This is a genomic window from Aliarcobacter vitoriensis (assembly GCF_048320235.1).
Classification (GTDB): Bacteria; Campylobacterota; Campylobacteria; order Campylobacterales; family Arcobacteraceae; genus Aliarcobacter; species Aliarcobacter vitoriensis.
Map to the genome: position 1 here is coordinate 1,989,208 of NZ_CP182882.1, position 16,175 is coordinate 2,005,382.

Annotated in this window: 17 protein-coding genes; 14 read left to right on the forward strand and 3 right to left on the reverse strand. The window is 26.8% G+C overall.

Features of this window, described 5'->3' with window-relative positions:
- Positions 1–33 precede the first annotated feature (33 nt).
- The 3 genes from ACNSOS_RS09905 to gmk are packed head-to-tail and all read left to right on the forward strand — an operon-like array spanning position 34 to position 2,113.
- The gene (locus ACNSOS_RS09905) at positions 34–717 is read left to right on the forward strand and encodes an ABC transporter ATP-binding protein (protein ID WP_418185155.1); all 684 of its coding nucleotides are present in this window, start codon (positions 34–36) and stop codon (positions 715–717) included.
- On the forward strand, positions 714–1,493 hold the full coding sequence (locus ACNSOS_RS09910) for a hypothetical protein (RefSeq protein ID WP_418185156.1): 780 nt from the start codon (positions 714–716) through the stop codon (positions 1,491–1,493). Before ACNSOS_RS09905 ends, ACNSOS_RS09910 begins: the two co-directional genes overlap by 4 nt.
- Positions 1,490–2,113, forward strand: a complete 624-nt coding sequence (gmk, locus tag ACNSOS_RS09915; protein ID WP_418185157.1) for a guanylate kinase — start codon at positions 1,490–1,492, stop codon at positions 2,111–2,113. Before ACNSOS_RS09910 ends, gmk begins: the two co-directional genes overlap by 4 nt.
- Here the strand turns inward: gmk and ACNSOS_RS09920 are convergent, their stop codons facing one another.
- On the reverse strand, positions 2,114–3,733 hold the full coding sequence (locus ACNSOS_RS09920; RefSeq protein WP_418185158.1) for an EAL domain-containing protein: 1,620 nt from the start codon (positions 3,731–3,733) through the stop codon (positions 2,114–2,116).
- 84 nt (positions 3,734–3,817) lie between these two features.
- On the opposite strand from ACNSOS_RS09920, the gene ACNSOS_RS09925 reads away from it, so the two are divergent.
- Together ACNSOS_RS09925 and ccoS are read left to right on the forward strand one after the other, a co-directional pair.
- On the forward strand, positions 3,818–6,250 hold the full coding sequence (locus tag ACNSOS_RS09925) for a heavy metal translocating P-type ATPase (protein WP_418185159.1): 2,433 nt from the start codon (positions 3,818–3,820) through the stop codon (positions 6,248–6,250).
- A 3-nt stretch (positions 6,251–6,253) separates the two neighbouring features.
- Positions 6,254–6,493 (forward strand): cbb3-type cytochrome oxidase assembly protein CcoS, encoded by a 240-nt coding sequence (gene ccoS / locus ACNSOS_RS09930; RefSeq protein ID WP_113895041.1) that lies wholly within the window; start codon positions 6,254–6,256, stop codon positions 6,491–6,493.
- 14 nt (positions 6,494–6,507) lie between these two features.
- Here the strand turns inward: ccoS and ACNSOS_RS09935 are convergent, their stop codons facing one another.
- A complete protein-coding gene (locus ACNSOS_RS09935; protein WP_418185160.1) occupies positions 6,508–6,798 on the reverse strand; it encodes a c-type cytochrome in 291 nt (96 codons plus the stop codon).
- A gap of 148 nt (positions 6,799–6,946) precedes the next feature.
- On the opposite strand from ACNSOS_RS09935, the gene ACNSOS_RS09940 reads away from it, so the two are divergent.
- The 3 genes from ACNSOS_RS09940 to ACNSOS_RS09950 are packed head-to-tail and all read left to right on the forward strand — an operon-like array spanning position 6,947 to position 9,037.
- Positions 6,947–7,543, forward strand: coding sequence for an ATP-binding cassette domain-containing protein (locus tag ACNSOS_RS09940; protein WP_418185161.1), 597 nt, complete (start codon positions 6,947–6,949; stop codon positions 7,541–7,543).
- Complete coding sequence (gene hemH / locus ACNSOS_RS09945) at positions 7,530–8,456, forward strand: ferrochelatase (protein WP_418185162.1); 927 nt, start codon at positions 7,530–7,532, stop codon at positions 8,454–8,456. The genes ACNSOS_RS09940 and hemH overlap by 14 nt, the downstream gene beginning before the upstream one ends.
- Positions 8,457–8,467: 11 nt before the next feature.
- Positions 8,468–9,037 (forward strand): precorrin-2 dehydrogenase/sirohydrochlorin ferrochelatase family protein, encoded by a 570-nt coding sequence (locus tag ACNSOS_RS09950; RefSeq protein ID WP_418185163.1) that lies wholly within the window; start codon positions 8,468–8,470, stop codon positions 9,035–9,037.
- Positions 9,038–9,040: 3 nt separating this feature from the next.
- Here ACNSOS_RS09950 and cobA read toward each other — a convergent pair whose 3' ends face one another.
- The gene (gene cobA, locus ACNSOS_RS09955; protein WP_418185164.1) at positions 9,041–9,772 is read right to left on the reverse strand and encodes a uroporphyrinogen-III C-methyltransferase; all 732 of its coding nucleotides are present in this window, start codon (positions 9,770–9,772) and stop codon (positions 9,041–9,043) included.
- Positions 9,773–9,916: 144 nt separating this feature from the next.
- Between cobA and ACNSOS_RS09960 the strand changes: the two genes are divergently transcribed.
- From ACNSOS_RS09960 to ACNSOS_RS09985, 6 genes are all read left to right on the forward strand, one after another.
- Positions 9,917–10,672, forward strand: a complete 756-nt coding sequence (locus tag ACNSOS_RS09960) for a YdcF family protein (protein ID WP_418185165.1) — start codon at positions 9,917–9,919, stop codon at positions 10,670–10,672.
- 352 nt (positions 10,673–11,024) lie between these two features.
- Positions 11,025–13,142: a TonB-dependent receptor domain-containing protein gene (locus ACNSOS_RS09965; RefSeq protein ID WP_418186315.1), complete on the forward strand. Its 2,118-nt coding sequence runs from the start codon at positions 11,025–11,027 to the stop codon at positions 13,140–13,142.
- Positions 13,143–13,409: 267 nt separating this feature from the next.
- A complete protein-coding gene (locus ACNSOS_RS09970) occupies positions 13,410–14,150 on the forward strand; it encodes a metal ABC transporter ATP-binding protein (RefSeq protein WP_418185166.1) in 741 nt (246 codons plus the stop codon).
- A gap of 12 nt (positions 14,151–14,162) precedes the next feature.
- Positions 14,163–14,960 (forward strand): metal ABC transporter permease, encoded by a 798-nt coding sequence (locus tag ACNSOS_RS09975; protein ID WP_113908525.1) that lies wholly within the window; start codon positions 14,163–14,165, stop codon positions 14,958–14,960.
- Positions 14,961–14,981: 21 nt separating this feature from the next.
- On the forward strand, positions 14,982–15,818 hold the full coding sequence (locus ACNSOS_RS09980) for a S1 RNA-binding domain-containing protein (protein ID WP_113895029.1): 837 nt from the start codon (positions 14,982–14,984) through the stop codon (positions 15,816–15,818).
- Positions 15,819–15,887: 69 nt separating this feature from the next.
- Positions 15,888–16,163 (forward strand): hypothetical protein, encoded by a 276-nt coding sequence (locus tag ACNSOS_RS09985; protein ID WP_418185167.1) that lies wholly within the window; start codon positions 15,888–15,890, stop codon positions 16,161–16,163.
- Positions 16,164–16,175: the final 12 nt, after the last annotated feature.

Below are 16,175 nucleotides of genomic sequence, written 5' to 3' on the forward strand. Positions count from 1 at the left end.
TCTTTAACTATGAAAATATAAAAAGGGTATGCAATGAGTGAAAATTTCAAAAAGGATACACTCCTTGCATCGACTCTACTTGAAGCAAAAAATATATCTCATAACTTTGATTATGAACTTTTTAAAAATATAAATATAAGCTTACATAAAAAAGAATCAATCGCTATTATAGGTACAAGTGGAAGTGGAAAATCTACTTTGTTAAATGTATTATCTTCCCTTTTAAAGCCAACAATTGGAAATGTTGTTTTTCAAAGTAAAGATATCTACCAACTAAAACAAAATGATTTACTAAAAATTAGAAGAGATGATTTTGGTATCATTTTTCAAGCACACTATTTGTTTCGTGGATTCAGTGCTTTTGAAAACTTGCAAATTGCTACACTTTTAAGTAAAAATAATTTAGATAATGATTTATTGAAAGCATTAAATATAGAACATATTATAAATCAAGGTGTTGGAGAGTTAAGTGGTGGGCAACAGCAAAGATTATCTATTGCTAGAATATTGATGAAAAAACCAAAAATTATTTTTGCAGATGAACCAACAGGTAATTTAGACAAAGATACAGCAAATATAGTGATGGATTCATTATTTGATTATATAAAGAATTATGACGCAGGACTTATATTGGTAACACACGAACATGATTTAGCTTTTAAATGTGATAAAGTATATAAGTTGGAAGATTTTAGTTTAAGGGAGATTATAAAGTGAAATTACTTTTAATTTGCAACACAGCTATAATTGAGCATATTTTTTCACTAGTATGTAAAAGATTGAAGATTGAGCTTACTATTCAAAATACAAATAGTGTTTCAGCGAAATACGATTTGATAATAATTGACCAGCCTTTTTTAGATAGTAAATTTATAAAAATTAAAAGATTTGCACAAAAAATTGGAGCTATAAGTGCTGAAGAATTGCCTTTTGATAAGCCAAGAGATTTTTTAATCCCAAGACCTTTCCTTCCAACAAAACTTGAAAGTTTATTGAAAGAACAAATTGAGATTATAAAACAAGACCAGAAAGATAATATAGGATTGTCTCATTTTGTTACTGAAAATGAAGAAGATATTGTAACTCCTTTAGTAGATTTTATAAATGATGAACTTGACGATAATATAGAATTTGAATTAGAAGAAGATTATATTGAGGAAGACGAAAGTATAGTGAGTTTAAGTGCTTTACAAAAAGGTGGAGTTTTAGACAATACTGAATTAAATAAGATAAATACTATTTTAGAAGATACTTCAACTACTATCAAAGAAGAAGATTGGAAAGATATTTCACAAATAATAGATGAAGCTTTAGATGAAGTAAAAGATTACGAATTTGAACTAAATGAAGAAGAACAGTACCATCTTATATTAAGTAAATTTAAAATTGATGATTTAAAACCACTTTTAACAAAATTAAATCAAGATTTAGTTGATAAATTGAGTCGTGGTGAAACTATTGATATAAAAATATCTTTAAAGGATGAACAATGATAAAAGAGATTAAAGGTGCAATTTTAATTATTTCAGGTCCTAGTGGTTGTGGAAAATCAACTCTTTTAAGAGAAATTTATAAAAATATTCCTAACTATTTTTTTTCTATTTCAACAACAACAAGGGAAAAAAGAGAAGATGTTGAAGAAAATGGAGTTGATTATTTTTTTGTAACTAAAGAAGAATTTGAAAAAGACATAGAAAATGGAAATTTTTTAGAATGGGCAAATGTTCATGACAACTATTATGGAACGAAATTACAACCAATAGTACAGGCTTTAAATGAAGGAAAGTTAGTAATTTTTGATATAGATGTTCAAGGACATAAGATATTAAGAGAAAAGTTAAATTCTTTAATAACTTCTGTTTTTATTACAACACCAACTTTAAAAATATTGGAACAAAGATTGGTTAGTAGAGATACAGACTCTTTAGAGATGATTGAAAAAAGATTAAGAAATGCTAAAGTTGAAATAGAATCTTTTACAGACTATGATTACTTGATAGTGAACGAAAATATTCATAAAGCCACACAAGAAATTTTATCTATAGCAAGTATTGCAAGAACTAAATCAAAGCTTTTTAATAAAGATGAAATAGTATCAAACTGGCTAAATTAATTAGTCAATTTGTTCATAACTTAGAGGTTTATCAAAGTAATAACCTTGTGATAAATCTATATTTAGTTCCTTTACTTTATTGTAAATTTCTTCATTTGCAACAAACTCTGCAACAGTTTTAATGTTAAACTCTTTTGCAATATTGGATATAGTTTTTACAATAATTTCTAAATCTTTTGATTCGTGAACATTTTTTATTAAAGAACCATCAATTTTTATAAAGTTTATAGCTAAAGTTGATAGAAGATGAAAATTTGAATATCCTGCTCCAAAATCATCTATACCCACAATGCAACCATATAAAGATACTTTTTCAATAAATGTATCAACAAGATTAAAATCTAAAATTTCTTCTGATTCTAGTATTTCAAACTCTAAACTAGATGAATATTGTTTATTTCTTTCTAAGAAATCATAAATATATTTTGTAGTTTTTTCATTTAAAATATCTTCATAAGAGATATTTACAGATACTCTTTTATGCTTTTCTTTTATTAATTTTAAAGAGTCATCCAAAACAACTTTTATAATATTTGAGTACATTTTTGTTTTTTTAGCAATATGTAAGAAGCTATATGGACCAAACTCAACACCTTCAGGTGAAATATATCTTATCAGTGCTTCATATTTTATGATCTCTTTTGTTTTTGTATCTACTATTGGTTGGAAATATGCTTTTAAAAGATTATCTTTAAAGCCTTGTTTTAACTGTTTTATCCATTTAATATTTTCTTCGAAAGATTTATGAATATTGTATGAATCATCATAAAGCATAATCTTTTGACATTTTTTTCTAGCATAACTTATAATTCTTTTTGTATATTTATATGCTTGTGGACCTTCTCCTTGTGCAATTCCAATAGTAATATTTACATCAATTTCATTTTCATCAATTAAGAATGTTTCACCCTCTATTTTTTCTAGGAATTCTTTACAAATAGTAAAAAACTTTTCAATTACAATCTGATTTTTGGGAACAACTGCAAATTTATCTGATTCAATTCTATATAACAAATATTCATCAACATCAAAAAATGTTCTCATTTTATGTGCGAATTCTTTTAATATTTTATCACCTATTTCTTCTCCAAATAGATCATTTGTTGCTATGAAATCATCAATATCTATCATAGCCATAATTTCATAATTTAATTTTTTTAGATCTTTTCTTAATCTGTTTTTATTTGAAAGATTTGTTAATGCATCTGTATATAAATCTTTTAGTTCATGATAATTTAGAGATTGTGCCATTGCATGTAGTAGTTTTGAAATATCGACTGGTTTTAAAACATATTTATCTACACCAATATCAATAGCATCAAGTAAGTATTCTTTATTTGAAAAGGCAGTTGTTACAATGATTGGAACTTTTTTATTTATATCTTTTATCTTTTTTATCATATCTAAGCCATTTAAAATTGGCATATTTATATCAGTAATAATTAAATCTATTTCTAATTCATTTTCTAAAAAAAGATTGTAACCTTCTTGACCATTTGATGCAATAAACTGATTTTTTGTGAAAGATTGTAAAATTGAAGAAGTTATCTCTCTTAAATCCTTTTCATCTTCTACATATAAAACTGTAATATTTTTAAGATTTGATATATCGTTATTCATTAAACCACTCTTTGAAAATTATTAAGATATAATACACAAAAATTTTAATAAGAAGTTTAATATTAATATAAATGGAGTGTTTTTTTGCCAAAAGTTGAGTGTAATCATTGTCATTTATCATTTGATGATGAAATAATGATAAAAGAGAATGATTTAAGATTTTGTTGTAATGGCTGCCAAAATGTTCATCATATTCTAAAAAGTGATGGTTTAGAATCATTTTATGAGAAACTTGGAAATAAAAAAATAGCTCCACCTTTAGAAATTTCAAACAATGATTTAGATAAATTTGATTCACAAAATTTTTTAGATAACTACACGACTTTTACAAAAGATGGTTTTTTACAAATTGATTTAATCTTAGAGGGAATTCATTGTGCAGCTTGTGTTTGGTTAAATGAAAAGGTTTTATATGATACCAAAGGTATTTTTGAAGCAAATATAAATTTTACCACAAATAAAGCTAAAATTGTTTTTAACCCTGAAGTTATTAAATTATCACAAATTATTTTAAAAATTCGTTCTATTGGATATAACGCTTATGCTTATGATTCAAGTATAGCTGATATTGAAGCAAATAAGGCAAAACAAGATTATTTTATAAGAATGATGGTTGCAGTTGTTTGTACTATGAATATTATGATGTTAAGTGTTGCAAAATATACAGGATTTTTTACTGGAATGAGTAATGAAGTAAAACAGATGATACATTTTGCAGAATTTATACTTACAACTCCAGTTTTGTTTTTCAGTGGTTGGGTATTTTTCAAAGGTGCTTATTCTGGTTTAAAAAATAAAATTGTATCTATGGATTTGGCCGTTTCAACTGGAGCAACTTTAAGTTATATGTATTCTATGGCAGTTTTATTTCATCTTACAAAAGGTGAAAGCTATTTTGACTCTGTAGCTATGATAATAACCTTTGTTTTAGTTGGAAAATATTTGGAGGTAATAGGTAAAAAATCAGCTGTTGATACTTTGGATAAGATTAAATCAACTATTCCATTGGAAGCAACAGTTATAAAAAATGGTGAAAAAAAAGTTCTTGCTTTAAATAGTGTAAAAGTTGGAGATATCATAGAAATAAAAACTGGCGAAAAAGTTGCAGTTGATGGAAAAATAACTTTTGGAAGTGCAAGTTTTGATGAATCTAGTTTAACAGGAGAGAGTTTGCCTGTATATAAAAAAGAGGGTGATACTGTATATAGTGGAACTATAAATTTAGATTCGTTAGTACATTTTGAAGTTACAAAAGATTTTAAAAATTCAACTTTTTCATCTATCGTTACTTTACTTGAAGACTCACTAAATTCAAAACCAAAAATCCAATCTCTAGCAAATAAAATCTCAAGAAAATTTAGTGCCACAATGCTAACGATAGCATTTATTACATTTTTAGTTTGGTATTTTCTGGGGCTTGATTTAGGATTTTATTTTGAAGGTATAAATCAGTTTGAGCGGTCTTTTATGGTGGCCGTATCTGTACTAATCATCGCTTGCCCTTGTGCATTGGCACTTGCAACTCCTATGGCTAGTTTAGTTGGAATTTCACAATTGGCTAAAAAATCACTGCTTTTTAAAGAAGCAAAATTTATAGAAACTATTGCAAATGCCACAACTGTTGTTTTTGATAAAACTGGAACTTTAACTAAAGGTGAATTAAGCATTATAAATGCAACATATTTTGATAAAAATGAAAAAAATTTAAGTTTACTATTCTCTTTGGTAGATAGTTCAAATCATCCTATTAGTCAAAGTATCAAAAAATATTTACAAGAAAATATTACTTATCAAAAATTATTTTTAGAAAATATAAAAAATATTGAAGCAAAAGGATTGAGTGCTTCTTTTGAAGATTTAGAAATTTTAGGTGGAAATATCGAACTTCTAAAAGATTTTGGAATAGAGTTTGAATTTACTACAAATAATAGTTTATACATTTTTGCGATAAATAAAAAAGTTGTTGCTATTTTTGAACTTGAAGATGATATAAAAGATGATGGAAAAGAGTTGATAGATTATTTAAAAAAAGAGCAAGTTGAAGTTATTATGCTAACAGGGGATAATAAATATGTAGCTTCCAAAGTTGCAAATAATCTAAAAATAGAGAAATTTTATTCTTCTCAAACTCCAACATCAAAAGCAAATTATATAAAAGAGTTAAAAAACTCTGGAAAAATTGTTGTTATGGTTGGAGATGGTGTAAATGATAGTGTTGCACTCGCAAGTAGCGATGTTTCGATTGCTATGGGAAATTCTGCTGATGTGTCTTTGAGTGTTTCAGATATAGTTTTACTTAATTCAAAATTAAAAGCTTTAAAAGATGCTTTTGTAATATCTAAAAAAACATATAAGCATATAAAACAAAACTTGATTTTTTCACTTGTTTACAATGCTGTTACAATACCATTAGCTATGTTAGGATATGTAATACCACTGTTTGCAGCACTTTCTATGAGTTTAAGTTCACTTATTGTAATCTTAAACTCACTAAGAATAAAAAAAGGATTAAAATAAATTATGATTGATGATACACTATTTTTTATGTTAATTGTAGGTTTAATAATATCTGCAGGAATGTTGATGTTGTTTATTTGGGGAGCAAAATCAGGACAATTTGATGATTCTTCAAAAATGACAAATGGATTGCTTTTTGATAGTGTAGAAGATTTAAATGATGCAATAAAAAAAGAAAATTCTGTAAAAGAAGCTAAAAAAGAACAAAAAAAAGAGGAAGATAAAAATCTTCCTCAAGAATAGAAAAATAATCTAAATTATTTACCCATATAGTCAGCTAAAGCTTTGATATCAGCATCAGACAATTTAGCAACTTGACCTTTCATTAAAGCTTTCATAGGACCACCATAAGAACCATCTTTATAACCATGTAAAGCTTTTTCAATTTCAGCTTTAGTTTGATTAGCAGGAACATGAGATTTACTTTGAGTAGTAATATTTATCTCACCTTTTACCCCGTGACAGGCTTTACATGTTGCATAAGCAGCAGGTGCATCAGCAAAAGCGAAAGCAGCCATTGCTACAGTTGCAAGAACTATTTTTTTCATTTTAAACTCCTTTAAATTTGGACAAGAATTTTATCAATCTTTTCTTGTTTTTTTGCTTAATAACTATGGTTTTTTTAGCTATTACAATTAGAAGTTTTGCTTATTATTGTATAATGATTGTGTAGATTAAAAACAAAGGAATATTTATTTGGAAAATGTAGTTTTAGAGATAAAAAATCTATCTTTTTATTACAAAAAAGATAGTCCAATTTATAGAGATTTTAATTTGAGTTTACAAAAGGGAGAACTTGTAACTATTTTTGGAAAAAGTGGAAGTGGAAAAACAACACTTTTTGAACTTATATTAGGTAATTTAAAAGCACAAAAAGGAACAATATCCAAATCAAAAACATCGATGATTTTTCAAGATCCATTTAACTCTTTTCATCCAACATATACGATTTATGAACAGATATGTGATGTTGTAAAAAGAGATTTTAAAGAAGAGATAGATACTATTTTGGAAAAATTAAGTCTAAATTTGGAACTTTTACATAAAAAAAGTTATGAGTTAAGTGGCGGACAGCTTCAAAGATGTTCTATTTTAAGGGCAATTTTACAAAAGCCAGATTTACTTTTGATAGATGAACCAACATCCGCACTTGATAATATAATAGCTTATGATGTGATGAAACTTTTAATTACACTTTTGAAAGATAGTGCTATTTTGTTGGTAACTCACGATATAGATATGGCAAAATGGTGTAGTAATAAAATAATAAGGTTAGAAGATGCAAACAAATAGAGCAATAGTTCTACTAAATATGGGTGGAGCTAGAAACAAAAATGAATTAAAAATGTTTTTAACAAATATGTTTAATGATGAAAATATTTTAACAATAAAAAATAGTTTGATTAGAAAAATAGTAGCTTCTGTTATTGTAAATAAAAGATTGGATAGTGCTTGGGAAAATTATGAAAAAATAGGTAATAGCTCTCCTATCAATCCTCTTACAGAAAAACTGGTTGAAAAATGTAACAAAAAAATAGAAGATTTCAAAACTTACCAAATTATGAGATATACGCCACCTTTTGCAAATGAAGTAATACAACAAATGAAAAAAGATGGTATAGAAGAGATTATTTTGCTTCCTTTGTATCCACAATACTCTACAACTACTACAAAATCTTCTTTAGAAGATTTTTTAAAATATGAAAAAAATAGTTTTAAAATAAAAGTAATATATGATTTTTATAAAAATGATAGTTTTAACAACTGTATTGTAAATGAAATTTTAAGAAATATTGATGATGAAACAAATTACAATATAATATTTTCAGCTCACGGACTACCACAAAAAATAGTGGACAATGGCGATCCATATCAAAGACAAATGATTGAACAAATAGAACTTTTAAAGCAAAAGCTAGAAGAAAAAGGTAAAGTTTTTAAATCAATAAATCTAGCGTACCAATCAAAAGTTGGACCTTTAAAATGGCTTGAACCATCACTTGAAGAAATGTTAAAAAATTTCAAAGATGAAAATGTCATCATATATCCATTGTCTTTTATCGTTGATAACTCTGAAACAGATTTTGAACTAGATATTGAATATAGACATATTGCACAAAATTTAGGAATAAAAGATTATAAAGTTTGTAGATGTGTAAATGATAGTGATGAATTTATAGAAACTATTAAAGATATTATAAAATAAAAGGCTTATTTATGGCATATTTTCCAGCTTTTTTAAAGTTTGATGATAAGAGAGTTTTAATTGTTGGTGGTGGAAATATAGCTTTAGAAAAACTAACTCATCTTCTAAATTTTTCTTCAAATATTACTTTAATAGCAAAAGATTATCTATTTCAAACAAAAAGTTTGATTGATGAAAATAACTTAAAATTTTTTAAAAGAGCTTATGAAAAAGGTGATATAAAAGATTTTGATATTGTTATTGTTGCAGTTGATGATTTTAATTTACAAGAAAGTATTTATTTTGAAACAAGAAATTTCAATATTTTATGTAACTGTGTAGATTTACAACAATATTGTGATTTTATCTTTCCTTCTTATATAAAAAAAGGTGATTTAACAGTTGCTATCTCAACAAGTGGAAGTTCTCCTGCATTTGCTAAAAATTTTAAGCAATATCTTTTAAAAGTAATACCAGAAGATGTAGAAGATTTTTTAAAAGAGTTAAAATCTTTACGAACTATCATTCCCAAAGGAAAAGAAAGAATGCAACTTTTTGATAAAAAAGTAAAAGATTATATAAACTCTTGGGATAAAAGATAAGATTTAACTAAACCAGTCTAACTCTTCTCTTAGCTTTACAACTTCACCAACCACTATAATAGCAGGAGTTGGCATATCTTTTGATTTTTGTACGATATCTTTTAAAGTTCCAGTTACAACTTTTTGATTTTTTGTTGTTCCTTTTGAGATAATAGCACAAGGTGTATCTGATGGTTTTCCAATTTCTAATAGTCTGTTTTTTATTAACTCAATATTGTGAAGTCCCATCAAAAAAATTATTGTTTCATTTGTTTTAAAACTTTCCCAATCTATTTGACAAACATCTTTATCTGGAGTTTCATGCCCCGTTACAACTCTAAAAGAACAAGTTATTCCTCTATGTGTTACAGGAATTCCAGCATAAGCTGGAACACTAATACTTGAAGTAACTCCAGGAATTATTTCAAATTTAACACCTCTTTGTTTTAAATATAGTGCTTCTTCTCCTCCTCGTCCAAATACGAAAGGATCTCCACCTTTTAGCCTTACAACAACATCATATTTTAAACTATTTTGGTATATTATCTCATTTATTTCATCTTGTGGAATTATATGTTTTCCAGACTCTTTTCCTACAAATATAAACTCACATCCATCTTTTGCCATATCTAAAATATCAGGATTTGCTAATTTATCATAGATTATTATATCTGCTTGTTTTATAACTTTACAGGCTTTTAAAGTTAATAGTTCAATATCTCCTGGACCTGCTCCTGTTAAATATACTTTGTTCATTTTCTCTCAATTTAAAAATTTTTATAGAGTTTTAGCATTTAAAGGCTTTTTTTATCTTAAATTTTGGGTGTTTTTGCCAAAAATTTTGCTAATTTGTGTTATAAAGATAGTTTTAAATCTATATCAAATTTGTAAGGTTTGTCTATGTTTGTAATCAAAAAAATCATCTCTGCTTTTTTTCTACCTATCCCAATAGGGTTGTTTTTATTAATTTTATCTCTATTCTTTTTACTAAAGAATTCATATAAAAAAGCTAAATTATTTTTAGTTTTTTCTTTTGTTTGGTTTGTTTTAATATCAAATCAAATAGTATCAAATGCTCTTCTTTCTCCACTTGAAAATTATTATCCAGCTTTGATAGATACACCAAAAGTAAACTATATCTTAGTTTTAGGAAATGCACATAAAAGTGATGAAAATTTGCCTATATCTTCTCAAGTAAAAGAGACTGCCATTAATAGATTGGTTGATGGCATAAGACACTATAATAATTTGAAAAATAATCAATATTCTGTAAAACTAATAGTTTCTGGATATAGCTTTGATGATATAAACTCTCATGCACAAATGCAAAAAAAATTAGCAATATCTTTGGGTGTAGATGAAAATGACATCATCACTCTTGATACACCAAAAGATACAAAAGACGAAGCAATAGAAACAAAAAAAATAGTAATAGATGATGAAATTATTTTAGTAACAAGTGCAAGTCATATGAAAAGAGCTGTGTTACTTTTTGAAAAAGAGGGTTTAAATGTATTCCCAAGTCCTACTCAACACAAAGGATATAGCACGATTTATCCTACTTCATTTTTTGATGCAAATAATATAAAAAAAGTTGAACTAGCTTTTCATGAATATTTAGGAATGATTTATTACTACCTAAAAGGTGACATATGAGAATAAATTTTTAAGAATTTCTAATAATTGTTATTGATTTTATCTTTTTTTAAGTTTAAAACATTAAGATTGCATTTACCTTTTATTAATAGTTGCTATCAACATTAATACAAAGATAATAAAATAGTTTCTCCTAAAACTATTTTAAGAAATTTTAAGTCGAAAAAAACAAAAAAAGGAAGAAAATGAAAATACGAATGGCTAAAACAGTAGCAACAGCTCTACTAGTTTACGGGGGGGGTACAACCTACTAAGTGCTAACGAAACAACTGTACTTGATGATGTACAAGTTGTAACATCTGCTGCTGGGTATGAACAAAAAATAACAGATGCTCCCGCATCAATCTCTGTAATCACTCAAGAAGACTTACAAAAAAAACCATATACAAACTTACTAGATGCTGTTAAAGATATTGAAGGTGTAGATATAGGTGAAACAAATGATAAAACTAACAATGGACAAGTTAGTATCAGAGGTATGGGTGCTGACTATACTCTTTTACTTGTAGATGGAAAAAGACAAAATAACAATGGAGATTTATATCCAAATAGTTTTGGTGGTGTTCAATGGGCAAGTATTCCACCACTTTCTATGGTGGAGAGAATAGAAGTTGTAAGAGGACCTATGAGTACACTTTATGGTTCTGATGCAATGGGTGGAGTTATAAATATCATAACTAAAAAAATATCAAATGAATGGACTGGTGCCATAGGTTATGCTAAAACTATCCAAACAGAAAATGATTATGGAAATGACGATAGAGTAGATTTTTCTATTATGGGACCAATTGTAAAAGATAAATTAGGTTTAAGTTTGAGAGGGAGTTTCTTTGATGTAGATAAGTCAAATCCTGAATATGCTAAGTTGTACTACAATGGAACAGATGTTAGTAAGGGAAATGATAGTTTTGGTTCTGGAAAAGGAAATGTTAAGCATGAAGATTGGACATTTGGTGCTGGATTGGCATTTACTCCAAATGAGAATCATACAATTAAATTTGATTATGATGTAGCAAAACAGAAATATGATAATACACCTTATATAAAAAGAGATGGTACAATAGGGGATCCATTAGGTACAAATGATACATATAGTGCTTTACTTCAACAAAGAGCTGGATATAAAGATGAGTTAAGATTTGAAAGAGAACAATATGCTTTAAATTGGGAAGCAGATTGGGCTGTTGGTAAAAGTATAGTTGGTATTCATCATGTAGATACAAATAATAATGGTAGAACTTTACCACCAACTCTTGATGAAAGAGAATATATGAAGGATAAAGGTTATCTTTATGGAAATAAGGATACTGATGCACAAAAAGAAGCAAAATTAGCTGCTGCAATGCAAGATCCAGTTTTCCTTGCTATGTTACCAAGACCTGATAGACCATTACAATCAAAAAATACTACATATAGTGCAAAATATGAATTACCTTTAAATAATCATTTCTTAGTCGTAGGAGCTGAATATCAAAAATCTGAACTTAAAGATGGTGTTTTTGGTATGGAAAAAGGAAACTCAGATGTATCTAAAGAATATTATCAGTATGCTCTATATGCAGAAGATAATTGGAATATTATAGATCCATTAACTCTTACTGTTGGTGCAAGATATAATAAACATGAAGATTTTGGAGATAATATAAGTCCAAGAGTTTATCTAAGTTATGCTGCAACTGATAGTTGGACTTTTAAAGGAGGAGTATCTACTGGATATAAAGCTCCAAAGGCAACAGACCTTTATGATGGTATTACTGGATTTGGATCTCAAGGGGCTAATCCTATGATTGGAAATCCAGATTTAAAACCTGAAAAATCTGTAAGTTATGAATTAGCAGCTTATTATGAGCATGAAAATAAACATAATTTCAATGTTACTTTATTCCAAAATAATTTTAAAGATAAAATAGAAACAAATAATGATTTTAAAGGAACAGCTGGAGATAGATGGGAAGCCTTAAGAGCTGCAAATGGTTCATTAAGTAAAAAAGAAAATGTTGCTAAGGCTACTATAAAAGGTATTGAAGTTGCTGGTAAATATTATATTTTAGATAATTTGTCTATTAAAGCAAACTATACATATTTAAATTCAGAGAATAAAGCTGATGATAAACCATTATCTAATTCTCCAAAACATATGTATAATGCTACTTTAGATTGGGAGGCTACATCTAAACTTAATACATATTTACAATTATCAGGAGATATCGATAGATATAGAAGTACTTATGAAGATTCTAATGGAAATAATAAAGATTTATATTATAAAAACTTCTCAATTTGGAATTTAGGTGCTTCATATAAATTTACAAAAGACTTTACTCTTATTGGTAGAGTAAACAACTTATTTGATAAAGATTATTTAGAATATGGTTTAGCTGATAGAGTTAGAACTACAAATTACTATGATGAGTATAATAATAAACCAGCAGGTAGAAACTTCTGGTTAAGTGCTAGATATACATTCTAAAATAGATAGATTTTCTATTTTATTCGTTCTCAAGTTATTAACTTGGGAATGAAAAAATTTAAGTGTGGGTTATAAAGTATTTTTCTTGTGATTAAAATTTAGATTAAAATACGATAAACAATAAATAATTTGAAAATAATTTTATTTTCATAGCATTTCCTTTCATACTTTGTAACTCATACTTAAGTTTTAAACTATTTTCTCCTTTCAGCAAATTTAATCCACATTTTGATACTATTGCAACAAAGTTGCAAATAAAGGTTTTTAGTGAATTTAATAAATATAAATAAACTTTTTTTTAAATATCAAAAAACAGATGTTTTAGAAAATGTAAACTTAGCAATTAAGAATAATGATTTTCTAGCTATCATAGGACCAAATGGTGGTGGAAAATCAACTCTTTTAAAGCTAATTTTAGGGCTTTTACCTATTCAAAATGGAACAATAGAAAAAAATATAAAAACTAGTGAAGTAGGCTATGTTCCTCAAAATACAAATTTAAATATTGATTTTCCTATTACAGCTTTAGAAGTTGTTTTAATGGGACATATAAGTAGTAAAAAAAGATTTTTTGGATATTCAAAAGATGAAATTGCTTGTGCCTTAACTTCTTTAGAGCAAGTAGGTATGAAAGATTTTTCAAATAAAAAAATAGGTGATTTAAGTGGAGGTCAGCGGCAAAGAGTGTTTATTGCAAGAGCTTTGTGTTCAAATCCAAAAATTATGCTTTTGGATGAACCAACAGCAAGTATTGATGTCAAAGGGCAACAAGAGATATATGAACTTTTAAAAGAGTTAAATAAATCAATTTGTATAGTTGTTGTAAGTCACGATTTATCAATACTATTAAACTATGCAAAAAATGTAGCCCATGTAAATAGAAGTTTAGTTTTTCATAGTTTAGAACAAGTACAAAAAAATGTTACTTTAACAGATGATCATCTTTGTGAAGTTGAACTTCTTTCAGCTTTAGGTAAAACACAAATTTGTTGCAACCACATACATTAAAGGCAAATATTTATGGAAATTTTACAATATGATTTTATACAAAATGCACTTATTTCAGGAGTTTTGATATCTATTGCAGCTGGAGTTATTGGAACTTTAGTAGTAGTAAATAAAATAACATTTTTAACGGGGGGAATAGCACATAGTGCTTATGGAGGTATTGGTCTTGCTATTTTTTTAGGAATTCCAGTTTTATTTGGAGCAACTATATTTGCTGTAATTACAGCTATCATCATAGCTATTATAACTTTGAAAAATAGAAGCAGAATAGATGCAATTATTGGTATGATGTGGGCAAGTGGAATGGCAATAGGTATCATCTTTGTGGATTTAACACCTGGATATAATGTAGATTTGATGAGCTATCTTTTTGGTTCTATTATTGCAGTTTCTAGTGAAGATATAGTATATATGAGTTTATTAGATATTTTTATAATAGCAATTGTTTTGTTTTTTTATAAAGAGATTTTAGCAGTTTCATATGATAGTGAATTTGCAACTTTAAGAGGTATAAATGTAAAGTTTTTTTATACTTTGATATTGATTTTATCAGCACTTTGTGTAGTTGCGGCTATAAAGGCTGTTGGATTAATACTTGTAATTGCACTTCTTACAATTCCAACATATTTAGCAGAAACTTTTGCTTCAAAATTATCTACTATGATGATAATTAGTTCAATTTTAGCTACAATGTTTACAATAGTTGGGCTTATCTTTTCATATTTTTATGATATAAGCTCTGGAGCTAGTATAATTATGGTCGCAGTTGTTGCTTTAGGAGTTGTAAAGCTAATCAAATATAAAAAATAAAAATGAAACGGAAAAACCAAAATGAATAAAAAAATAGAAGTAGGGAAGATAAATACCCTAAAAATTTATAGAGCAAGTGAACCAGGACTGTACCTAAAAAGTTTAGATGAAGAAGAGGTTTTATTGCCAAATGCTTATGTTAAAAAAGAGATGGCAATAGATAGTTTACTTGATGTTTTTATCTACACAGATAGTGAAGATAGACTTGTTGCTACTACTTTGAAACCTTATATATATGTAAATGAGTTTGCCTTTTTACAAGTTGTTGACAATGCAAAATTTGGTTCTTTTGTAGATATTGGATTGCCAAAAGATATTTTAGTTCCAAAGAATAAACAAAAAAGTACTTTTGTAAAAGGAACTTATAAAGTTCTTCAACTTCAGCTAGACAAAAGAACAAATAGACTTTGTGCTTCTGAAAAATTTGAATTAAAAAAAGAGATAAAAAATTTAAATAAAAGTGATGAGGTTGAGATATTGTTATATTCAAAAACACCACTTGGTTTTAAAGTTATTGTAAATAATCTTTATGAAGGTATGATTTTTCACTCTGAAATTTTTGAAAATATTAAAATAGGTGATAAAAAACGAGCTTATGTAAAAAGTGTAAGAGAAGATGGAAAATTGGATATTAGTTTACAAAAAATAGGACAAAAAGTTGATGAAGATAAAGTTATTGAGATATTAAAAGCCAATAATGGAAGTGTAAATTTTACATATAAAAGTGAAGCTAGTGATATAAAAGACATATTTGCTATGAGTAAAAAGGCTTTTAAGGCTACTTTAACAAAATTAATAGAACGAAAAAAAATTGTATTAGAAGAAAATTGTATTAGATTAAATAGTAAAAATTCTTGATTTAGAATAAGAGTATTTTTATCCTATTTTAATATAATTACAAATGAATATCATAAAAAAAGGAAAAGTATGTTTGGATTTAGTAATAGTATAAGATTTGAGAAATTTAGGAAATTTGGTTATTTCTTTTTTTTAGTACTATTTTTTGCATCTTTTTCTTTTCAAACTTATGATTTTATAGTTTATAGAAAGAGTTATGAGTTCTTTTCTTTGTTGGTTCCTATGTTTTTTACTTTTTATTTTCAATTTTTTTATGGTATTGAAGCTATATTAAAAAGATTTGATGAGATAAATGAAAAAGCAAAAAAAGAGGCATTAGAAGAAAAAAGTATAATAAAAAATTAATACAAAGGGTTT